This is a genomic window from Longimicrobium sp. (assembly GCA_036387335.1).
Classification (GTDB): domain Bacteria; phylum Gemmatimonadota; class Gemmatimonadetes; order Longimicrobiales; family Longimicrobiaceae; genus Longimicrobium.
Genome location: DASVTZ010000048.1, coordinates 35,846 through 46,031 on the forward strand (window position 1 = coordinate 35,846; position 10,186 = coordinate 46,031).

Consider the following 10,186-nt stretch of genomic DNA (forward strand, 5'->3'; position numbering starts at 1 on the left):
AAGTCGGGCACGGGCGCGATAAATCGCGCCCCTACAAGACCCGTGCGTTCCATAGCCCCCTCTCTCGATAACAGCGAGGGCGCAGCCCTCTCCTGTTATCGGGAGAGGGGGCAGTCGAGTGTAACGAGACGGGGGTGAGGGCCCTCCGCCCTCCTCACCCAAACCCCTCCACCTGCTCCAGCACCTTTTCCGGCTCCGCGGCCAGGATCACCACCACGTCGCCGTCGCCGATCATGCGCAGCGCGTGGGAGATGGCCTCGGTCTCGTCGAGCACCGTTTCGTAGCGCTCGGGGGGGAGGCCGCCGGATTCAAGCCCTTCGGCCAGGATGCGCATCGCGTCGCCGACGGGGCGTCCGCGGCGGTAGGCCTCGTTTTCCTTGAGGACGACGTGGTCCAGGGCGGCGAAGATGGAGCCGATCTCGCGCATGTCCTCGTCGCGCCGATCGCCGGCGATGCTCAGGACGCCGATCCGCCGCCGCGCATCCATGCGCACCACGAAGTCGATCAGGCCGCGCACGCCGGCCGGGTTGTGCGCGTAGTCCACCACCACCTTGCCGCCGCGCACCGGCAGCACGTTCAGCCGCCCCGGCGTCGCGGCGCGCGAGGGGACGAAGGTGCGCAGCGCTTCCGCGATGTTGACGGGCGGGACGGCCTGCGCGTGCGCCACCGCAGTCGCCGCCAGGATGTTCTCGAGCTGGAAGCGCGCGGCGCCGCCCATCGTCAGCGGCACGTCCGCGACCGCGACCACCGGGAGCCGCTCCGAGCCCAGGCGCAGCACGATGCTCTCCCCCCCATCCTCCGGCTCGACGGTGACGGCCGCGCCGCCGGATGCCAGGTGCTCGGCCACGGCGGGGTTCTCCTCACCTTTGATCGAGATTAGCACCACGTCGCCGCGGGTGCGGGAGCGCATGGCGAGGACGAGCGGATCGTCCGCGTTGAGCACGGCGTGGCCGCCGGGGGCGACGGCGGCGGCGATCACCGCCTTCACCTCCGCGAGCTGCTCCAGCGTGTGGATGCCGCGCTGGCCCATGTGGTCGGCCGACACGTTGAGCACCACGCCCACGTCGCAGCTCTCGAAGCCCAACCCCGACTTCAGGATGCCGCCGCGCGCCGTCTCCAGCACCGCCACGTCGACGCGCGGATCGGAGAGCACCACGTTGGCGGCAAAGGGGCCCGTGAGGTCGCCCTCCATCAGCAAGACGTCCTGGTAGTAGACGCCGTCCGTGGTGGTGAAGCCGACCCGCCGCCCCGTGTGCCGGAAGAGGTGCGCGATCAGGCGCGTTGTCGTCGTCTTCCCGTTCGTCCCCGTGACGGCGATCACCGGGATGCGCGTCTCGCTGCCCGGCGGGTAGAGCATGTCCAGGATGGCGCCGGGAACGTCGCGCGGCGTGCCCACGTCCGGGTCGGTGTGCATCCGGATGCCGGGCGACGCGTTGACCTCGATGATCGCCGCGCAGTTCTCGTCGAAGGGGACGCCCACGTCGTCCGTCAGCACGTCCACGCCAGCGATGTCCAGCCCCACCGCCGCCGCCGCGAACTCGCACAGGGCGCGGTTGCGGGGGTGGATCTCGTCGGTGCGGTCGATGGAGGTGCCGCCGGTGGAGATGTTCGCCGTCCCGCGCAACTGCACCTGCTCCCCCGCTTCCGGAACGGAGTCCAGCGTGCGGCCGGTGCGCGCCAGGAAGCGCTCCGTGAGGTCGTCCAGCGGGAGCGGGACGAGGGGCGATGCGGGATCGTGCGGGTCGCGCTTGGGGTTGCGGTTCTCCTCCTCCGCCAGCTCGCGGATGCTGCGCGTCCCATCCCCGACGACGTGTGCGGGGACGCGCTCCGAGACGGCGACCACCCGCCCGTCCACCACCACGACGCGGTGGTCGCGCCCGGTGACGAAGCGCTCCACGATCACCCGCGGATGCTCGGCCACGACGATGGTCCACGCGGCGCGCACGGCGGCCTCCGTGTCCAGCCGACCCGAGATGCCGCGGCCGTCGTTCGCGTCCAGCGGCTTGAGGAGGACGGGATAGCCGAGGTCCTCCGCCAGCTCGACCGCGTCGTCCAGCGAGGTGACCACCTCGCCCTCAGGGACGGCGAGGCCAATGCGCTCCAGGATCTCCTTGGTGCGGTGCTTGTCCGAGGTGATGTCGGTGGCGATGACGCTGGTGAAGTCCGTCATCGCCGCGTCCAGCCGCCGCAGGTTGCGCCCAAGGCCGAGCTGCACCACGCGGTCGCCGGGCGTCCGACGCACCGGGATGCCGCGGCGGCGCGCTTCCGCGATCAGCACCGAGCCGGTGGGGCCGGGGTGCGAGCGCGCGTACACGCCGCGCAGCTCTTTGACCACTTTGTCCACTCTCACGCTCTCGCCGCGGATGCACTCGCGCACCACGGCGGCGGCTTCGCGCAGGGCTTCGATGCCGAGATCCTCTTCGTCGAAGCCCAACGCCAGCACGGCGGGGTCGTCGCCGGCGGCGGGGGCGATGCGGCAGAAGGCAGGCGGCGAGCCGGCCTGCGCCTGGAGCACCGACGCCACGCGCGCGATCACCTCGGGCCAAGTCGATCCATCGCCCGCCTCTACGGAGGGGAGAACGGTGCGCAGCCGCTCCGCGAAGCCCTCCACCGCCGCGCACGTCGTCCCGACGAGCTCGCCCTCCTCCACCTCGGCGACGGCGGCGGGGCCGGGCGACCACAGGCTGCGGCCGCGCAGGGCCCCGACGCCGCGCAGCCGGAGCCCGTCCGCCAGGTCGCGCGGATCAGACGGCATCGGCGGGCTCCCGCTCGTCCGCGCCGCGCAGCACGCCCTCGCGGATCACCGCGACCTCGTCGCTTCCCGGGTCCGCGCCGCGGCGCACGGTGTACGATGCGGGGAGCCCCTCCTCCAGCGACGTGCGCCCCGCGTCGTCCCGCTCCATCGCCTCGGGCTCGGGGTGGACGAAGCATCCATCCGCCTCCACCACCACCCGGGCCGTGTAGTCCGCCAGGTCGCCGACCGACGCGGTGGCGCCGCCTTCGAGGTCGAGCGGCGTGGCGAAGTTAGCGCCGACGTCCGCGCGAAAGGGCTCCAGCCCCGGCACCACCACGCTCCCGCCGCGCACGAGCAGGTCGAAGACGTGGGTGTCGTTCTCCTCCAGCGTCTCGTACTCCTCCACCGGCACCTGCTCGTAGCTCCCGTCCGCCAGCGCCTCCAGCGCGGTCAGGACGGCGACGAAGCTGAGCTTGCGCAGGAACTGCTTCTCCGGATCGCCCGGCCAGTAGCCGCACTCCAGCAGCAGAGAGGCGGCGCCGGAGCGCTGGGTGTACTCGCCCGAGCCGGTGGGGTTGTATTCTTCCTGGAAGCGCGCCACGCGTCCCTCCGCCAGCGGCTCCACGGCGCGGCGGATGGCGCCGCACAGCCGCTTCGCGCGGATGCGCCGCTCGTCGTCCTCCATCTCCGGATTGCCCGGCGTGGCCAGCATGGCGAGCGCCGTGATCGCGCCCTTCTTCCCCACCCGCTTGCGCACGTCCTGGTCGTGCAGGGTTAGGACGAAGCCGGGGCGGAAGTCGTCGTGGAAGCGCTTGAACGCCTGCATCTCCGGGGTGCGCCAGGCGCGGGCGTCGCGGTTGATGTCGATCCCCTGCGCGTTGGTGCGGATGAAGCGCTCGGCGCCATCGGGGTTCAGCATGGGGATGGCGGCGATCGTCAGCCCCTCGGCGATGCGGTGCACCCGCTCGTCGTCCGGCTCGCGCGCGAAGTAGCAGAGGAGGTCGGCGAGGCCCATCGTGTGGCTCGGCTCGTCGCCGTGCATCTGGCTGAAGAGGAGGACGCGCAGGGGCCCGCTTCCGAAGCGCACCGCGTAGAGCGGCCGGTCCTCCGCCGAGCGCCCGATCTCCTCGCGCGAAAGGCACCCGGCCTCCTCCACCAGCGTGCCGAGGATCTGCCACAGCTCCGCGTGCGTGAACTTGCGGTGGGTCAGTGCGGGAAGGGCGTACGCTTCGTGGAGAAGGTCCCGTTCTGCGTCGAACGTCATCCGGCTCGTCTGCTGGGGGTGGTCAGGGCTCGCCGTGGAGCTTGGTCCAGCGCGAGGAGGGGCCGGGCGCTCTGATCCCGGCGAGGATCGCGCGTCCGCGCCGCTCCAGAAAGGCGAGGAGGCTCGCCAGCTCGTGCTCGCGCTCGCCGGCGTCCTCGGCCCAGGCGCTGCGAGGGTACGCGGCTCCGCAACGGGCGCACGCAACCGTGCACGCGCCGCGGCCCTCGCCGTGGAGCGTCCAGCTTCCGGTGCAGTCCGGGTGCGAATGGTCCAGCAGCACGAGATCCTCCTTTTGATGCGCTTCGCCGCTCGCAATCGCACCGGGCATGCCCCGTCCGTATCAGCGCCAAAGGCCGGCCCCTTCCTGGGACCGGCCTCTTTAACTGCAGGCTCACGCGGAGACGCGGAGACGCAGAGGAGAGGGCGCGAAGTTCTCTCTGCGCCTCCGCGCCTCCGCGTGAGACCGCTTTTCGGTTGGACGGCTCAGAAGCGGAGGTTGAGCCCCACGCCGATCGTCACGTAGTCGAGCTCGTCGATGTTGCGGTAGCGCACCATCGGGGTCAGCGACAGGTTCTGCCCGACCGGGTAGAAGCCGCCCAAGCCCGCCTCGATCCCCGTCTCGTCGTCCTGAAAGAGCGCGCCGATCTGGAAGTACGGGTTGTAGATCCCGCCGCCGGTTCCCAGCGTCACCCGTCCGCCCAGCTCGAAGCCGTCCGACGTGAGCTCGTCGTCCAGGTCATCGACGTCGAACTCGAAGCTGCTCCACCCGCCGTACAGCCCGAAGAGCGGGGTGAGCTGGAACGCACCCGTGATCCCGAACCCGACCCCCGGCTCCAGCACGTCCGCCGCGTCGCCGACCGGAACGCCCAGGTCGAGGCGCCCCTCGACGGAGATCGGAATCGTGCTCTGCGCCTGCGCGCCCCCCGCCCCCGCCAGCGCCGCCGCCGCGATCACCAGCCCCGCAAAGATTCCCTTCTTCATGTTCCCCTGTCCCTTGTTGGTAGAAGTGACCGTCCGCCGTGGAGGACAGACCCGCGCCCACGCGCCGCACCCCCGCGACTCGCAACCATAATCGCCGCAACGACATCGCCCCAAACGACGAATCCCGGCGCATGCGCGTCGGGATTCGAAATGGGCAAGAACCGGGCTGAAAGGCAGTGCTTGGCAAGGCCCGGCGACTGAAGTCGCGGCAACAACAGCAGGAAGTCCGCCTTCGCGGACTCGCGCCGCCGATGTCGGGCCCGGACCCGCAGTTCTCCCCCTCCCCCACGCTCCCCCGCATTGCGGGGGAGGGGGTCGGGGGGTGGGGGCCCTCCCCTACCGCACCACCCCGCTCAGCACCCGGTACAGATACTCCGTCGCCCACCCCAGCGCGGCCACCGGCACGCGCTCGTTGTCGCCGTGCATGCGCAGCTCGTCCTCGTCGGCGAGCGGCATGGGGAGGATGCCGTAGGTGGGGATCCCCGCGCCGCGCAGGATGGCGCCATCCGTGGCGCCGGTGGACATGAAGGGGAGCACCACCGCGTTCGGCACCATCGCGCGCGCGGCCGACTCCATCGAGCGGTACAGGTCGGTGGAGACGGGCGAGGGGTCGGGCGCGGGGAGGGGGTCGCCCTCCAGCTCGAAGCGCACCGAGGGCTCGCCGCCCACGCGGTTCATCTCCGCCACGATCTGGCGGATGTCGTCTCCGGGGATGATGCGCACGTTGAAGGTCGCCTTCCCCTCGGACGGGATCACGTTGGCGCGGAAGCCGCCGTTCAGCAGCGTCAGCGACGCGCCCGCGCGGAGCACCGCGTTGTGCAGCGGCTCGCGCGACAGCGTGGCGGCGGCCGCGTCGATCTGCGCCTGCGTGGCGCCGGGAGCCGTCAGCGCCTGCATCGCCGCGCGCATCTCCGCGTCCGGCTCCGTGGCCGCGAGGCGGTTGAAGTAGAGGCGCGTCGTCTCGATGAGGCGCACGGGCGGCTTCCACTCGTGCACGCGGTTCACGGCGCGGGCGAGGGCCGCCAGCGCGTTGCCGGGGAGCGGGACGGAGCCGTGCCCGCCCGTTCCCGTCGCCGTGGCCACGACGTTGTAGTAGACCTTTTCGGTCGTCTGGATGTTGACGGTGCGGATGGCGCCGTCGCGCACGCGGATGCGCCCGCCCTCGTTGAGCGCGAACTCGGCGTTGCCCAGCAGCTCGCGGTGATGCTCCACCACGCTGTCGATCCCCACCGGTGGGCCGCCCTCCTCCGCCGCCGTCGCCAGGAAGATGACGTCGCGCGTCATCCGCCCGCGGTCGCGCGCCAGCTCCTGCATGGCGACGAGGGCGGCGGCGAGCATCCCCTTGTCGTCGATGGCGCCGCGGCCGTACAGGTGCGCGCCGCGGATGGTGGGGACGAAGGCGTTCGTCTCCCACTTGGTGCTGTCGGCGCCCACCACGTCCATGTGCCCCATGATGACGACGGGCCGCTTGGTGGCGCGCCCCGCGCGGAGCCGGGCCACGAAGTTGGCGCGCCCCGGAGCCACGTTCAGCACGTGCGTCTCCACGCCGGGCACGGTGCGGAAGACGGAGTCGAAGTAGGCCGCCGTCAGCGCCTCGTTCCCCGGAGGGTTCTGGGTGTTGATGCGGATCAGGTTCTGGAGGTGCGCCAGCGTCGCGCGCCCGGTCGCCGCGCGGTCGAAGCGGGCGGGCGCCGGGGCGGCGACGTCGTACTGCGCCGCGGCGGGCGCGGCGAGGAGGGCGGCGAGGCCGGCCGCCACGAGGGTCTTCTTCAGCATCGATCTTCCGCGTTGGGGGTGTGGCGGATGTGTACGCCGCGGGGCCCCGATGGGTCCAGCGTCAGAGCGTGTCGCGCTGGATCAGCAGCGGGACGCCTTCCAGCGCGGAGGTGGTCAGCGAGCCCAGGATCGCGTGGCGGTTCTCGCGCAGCACGGCCGGCGTCGACCCGCTGGCCTTCGCGATGGTGTCCCGCCGGAACGCGGCATCGAACGTCAGCGGCACGAACCCGGGCGCGCTGAGCGTCAGGTCCACGTTGGGAAAGCCGAAGACGCCGTCCACCCGCACCTGCACCGTCTGCCCCCGCACGCGCACCGTGCCGCTCCCGGAGATGTCCTCCTCGCTCTGCGTGAGATCGAGGTCGAAGTCGTAGCGCGACGTGTCCGCGAGCGTGGTCCCGGTCCAGCGGCCGGTGACGTCGTACTGGCCGGGATCGAAGTCCTCTCCGCCGCACGCGGCCAGGAGGACGATGAGGGCGAACCCCGCAAAGAAACGCATTCTGATGTCCATCGGGTGAAGGAAGAACGTGTCCCCGCCAAGTTTACCCGCGCGCCTCCCCCACAACAAGCGGTGACCCGCTCCCGGCAGCGTTCTTGCCGAAAACGGGGCGCATGTTCAAGAAGCAGATCCATCAGACAACGCGCTCCGAGGGACCGTGGGGCGGCGGGCGGAGGATCGTGGTGGACTTCCGCACCACGGGCGATCCGGTGCCGGCGGTCCTGCTGGTGCCCCGCGACCGCACGCCCGCCCCGGCCGCGCTGCTCCTGCACGGCTACACGTCGCGCAAGGAGCACATGAGCGAGGGCGTGGGCGCCGCGCTCCTCAAGCGGGGGATCGCCTCGCTCTCCATCGACCTCCCGCTGCACGGCACCCGCAACGACCCCGTGCAGGCGCAGGCGAGCCGCAACCCGCTGGCGCTGATGAAGATCTGGCGCCAGGCGGTCTCCGAGTGCTCCCTCTCGCTCCGCTACCTGGCCGCCCGCCCCGAGGTGGACGGAAATCGGCTGGCGGTGGCGGGATACTCGCTGGGCTCCTTTCTGGCGGTGCTGCTGGCGGCGCAGGATCCCTCCGTCCAAGCCCTGGTCCTCGCGGCCGGCGGCGACCTCCCGTCCGGCACGCCGTTCGCCGCCGTCGCGCGCACCGTCGCGGACCCGCTGCGCGCCATCCGCAAGCTGGACGGCCGCCCTTTGCTGATGGTGCACGGCCGCGGCGACCGCACCATCCGCCCGGACCAGGCGGAGCGCCTCTTCGCCGCCGCGCAGGAGCCCAAGGAGCTGCGCTGGTGGAACGCCGGCCACATCCTCCCCCCCGACGCCATCGCCTACGCCGCCACCTGGCTCGCCGATCGCCTGTGCGACGACCCGAAGCGCACGGGGACGGACGGGTGATCCCAGGGTTGCGCGATCCCACTCAGGGGGCGTCCGGGAGGCTGGCACCGCCTGTGCAATCACATGCGGTCCACGATCGGCGGGCGCGGGGGGTTACAACGAAGGCGAAAGGACGGATGGCGGATCAGCAGGAGCACCCGGAAGGACCTGAGCAGCAGCCGGAGGAGCGCGTGCCGCGCCATGCGGGAGAGAAGCCCATCGCGCTGGTGGACGGCTCCAACGTCGCCCATTCCGGCGAAGGCGAGCGGGCACGGCTGCAGAACATCGACATCGTGGTCGAAAAGCTGATCGAAGAAGGATACCGGCCGATCGTGGTGGTGGACGCGGCGCTCCGCCACCAGATCGACAACCGGCCCCTCTACGAGCAGCAGGTGGGCGATGGCAAGATCCGCCAGGCCCCCGCCGGCACCGACGCGGACTACTTCCTCCTCGCCTTCGCCCGCGAGTTGGATGCCTCCATCGTCAGCAACGACCGCTTCCGCGACCGCCAGGAAGTCTTTCCCGAGGCGCACGAGCGCATGATCCGCTACATGATCGTGGCGGACGAAGTCGTCTTCGAGCGGCGCAACAAGCGGCGGTAGTACAGAAAAGCCTCACACACAGACGCGGAGGAAACGGAAAGGGCACAGAGAACCCCTTCTCTGTTCTTTCCGTACCCCTCTGTGGCTCTGTGTGAGGCTTTCATCAGCTCCCGAACTGCGCGAAGCCAACCAGGTTCCCCGCGGGCTCGCGCACAAAGATCTCATCGGCGCCGTAGGGCGTCTTCCTCCGCGGCACCACCTGCTCCACCCCTTGCAGCGCGCGCTCCACCGCGTCCAGGTCGTCCACCTCGATGAAGAGGAGCGAGCCCTCCATCGTCAGCCCTTCCGCGACGGCGGGAGCATCGGCCTGGACGCTGGCGCGCGTCTGGTACATCACCTCCACGCCGTCCTTTTCCAGGATCAGGAAGCCGAGATGCTCCTCATGGGGCACCTCGGCGGTTCGCTCGAAGCCCAGGCGGTCGACCCAGAACGGGATCGCGGGCTCGATCCGCTCGACGTAGAGGATCGGGGTCAGCTTCTTCATGGTGGGCATAGGCGTCGTTTCGGTTCAGGTGAGTGGGATGATCGCATTACCTTACGGCGCCCCCGCCGCGGTCGCTTGTACGGATGCGACACGCTCGGCGCGCCAAACGTGCGGCGCCACACCGGCCAGCCGCGCGAACTCGCGGTTGAAGTGCGCCTGGTCGTAGTAGCCCGCCCGCAGCGCCACGCGCCCCAACGGAAGCTCCGCGCGCGCCATCAGCGCGATCGCTGCATTGAGCCGCGCCACGCGCGCAGCCTGCTTGGGGGTGAGCCCCACGTGATCGTGGAAGATGCGCTGCAGCCGCCGCTCGCCCACCCCGAGCTGCGCCGCCAGCTCGCGCACGGGGAGCGCGCCGGCCGTCGAGCGCAGGCGCGCCCACGCCGCGGCAGCGATCGGCTCAGGCGCGTCCCGGAAGCGCGCGGCGAGCACCTCCTCCAGCACCGGCACGGCCGCGAGCGCGGAGCCAGCGTCCAGCACCGGCGCGCACAGGGAGCCCAGCCCCAGCTCGTCCAAACCCGCGTCCAGGTCCGTTAGCTCGCCCGCGGGTAAGCCCAGCGCGGCGCCGCCCGGCCGGAAGCGCACTCCCACGATCTCCACGCGCCCCGCCACGTGCACGGGAACCGCGCGCGTCATGGCGCCCACCGCATAGCCGCGCGGGCGATCGCCGAGGTCGAAGATCAGGTCGATGCACCCGTCCGGCAGCACGCGGTTGAGCGCGGGGGCGGGCAGCGGCCCGTCCGAGCGCAGCGTCCACAGGCACTCCACGCGGGCGGCGAGGGCGGGCGGTGGATCGTGTTCGAGGTACAGGGGCGCGGTCATGGGGGGACGATAAGGTGAGCCCGCGCGGTGGACAACGGGGACGGCGTGCGGCGGGGTGCTTGTGGCCGGGGAGCGGCTTCGGTTACAATGGTAGGCCCGCACCGACCTCGCGGGCGCCTTCCCCGCACCGCCACGCAAGAGCCATCCGTTGAGAGATGTAG

The 10,186-nt window shown here is 71.4% G+C and carries 10 protein-coding genes; 2 read left to right on the top strand and 8 right to left on the bottom strand.

All coding sequences use genetic code 11. The annotated features are described in order from the left end of the window. Positions 1–154: 154 nt before the first annotated feature. The 6 genes from cphA to VF647_04595 all read right to left on the bottom strand — a co-directional run bounded on the left by cphA (position 155) and on the right by VF647_04595 (position 7,251). A complete protein-coding gene (gene cphA / locus VF647_04570) occupies positions 155–2,755 on the bottom strand; it encodes a cyanophycin synthetase (protein ID HEX8451348.1) in 2,601 nt (866 codons plus the stop codon). Next, on the bottom strand, positions 2,745–3,998 hold the full coding sequence (locus tag VF647_04575) for a M14 family zinc carboxypeptidase (GenBank protein ID HEX8451349.1): 1,254 nt from the start codon (positions 3,996–3,998) through the stop codon (positions 2,745–2,747). The genes cphA and VF647_04575 overlap by 11 nt, the downstream gene beginning before the upstream one ends. 22 nt (positions 3,999–4,020) lie before the next feature. Then, positions 4,021–4,326, bottom strand: a complete 306-nt coding sequence (locus VF647_04580; protein ID HEX8451350.1) for a hypothetical protein — start codon at positions 4,324–4,326, stop codon at positions 4,021–4,023. 155 nt (positions 4,327–4,481) lie between these two features. Then, a complete protein-coding gene (locus tag VF647_04585) occupies positions 4,482–4,979 on the bottom strand; it encodes a hypothetical protein (GenBank protein HEX8451351.1) in 498 nt (165 codons plus the stop codon). 336 nt (positions 4,980–5,315) lie between these two features. Then, complete coding sequence (locus VF647_04590) at positions 5,316–6,755, bottom strand: M20/M25/M40 family metallo-hydrolase (protein HEX8451352.1); 1,440 nt, start codon at positions 6,753–6,755, stop codon at positions 5,316–5,318. Positions 6,756–6,816: 61 nt separating this feature from the next. Then, complete coding sequence (locus tag VF647_04595; GenBank protein HEX8451353.1) at positions 6,817–7,251, bottom strand: hypothetical protein; 435 nt, start codon at positions 7,249–7,251, stop codon at positions 6,817–6,819. A gap of 113 nt (positions 7,252–7,364) precedes the next feature. On the opposite strand from VF647_04595, the gene VF647_04600 reads away from it, so the two are divergent. After that, positions 7,365–8,141: an alpha/beta fold hydrolase gene (locus VF647_04600; GenBank protein HEX8451354.1), complete on the top strand. Its 777-nt coding sequence runs from the start codon at positions 7,365–7,367 to the stop codon at positions 8,139–8,141. A gap of 116 nt (positions 8,142–8,257) precedes the next feature. After that, the gene (locus VF647_04605; GenBank protein HEX8451355.1) at positions 8,258–8,722 is read left to right on the top strand and encodes a hypothetical protein; all 465 of its coding nucleotides are present in this window, start codon (positions 8,258–8,260) and stop codon (positions 8,720–8,722) included. Between the two features lie 103 nt (positions 8,723–8,825). On the opposite strand, the gene VF647_04610 is transcribed toward VF647_04605, so the two are convergent. Both VF647_04610 and VF647_04615 read right to left on the bottom strand, forming a co-directional pair. After that, positions 8,826–9,215: a VOC family protein gene (locus tag VF647_04610; GenBank protein ID HEX8451356.1), complete on the bottom strand. Its 390-nt coding sequence runs from the start codon at positions 9,213–9,215 to the stop codon at positions 8,826–8,828. A gap of 42 nt (positions 9,216–9,257) precedes the next feature. After that, positions 9,258–10,025 (bottom strand): helix-turn-helix transcriptional regulator, encoded by a 768-nt coding sequence (locus tag VF647_04615; GenBank protein HEX8451357.1) that lies wholly within the window; start codon positions 10,023–10,025, stop codon positions 9,258–9,260. Positions 10,026–10,186 lie beyond the last annotated feature (161 nt).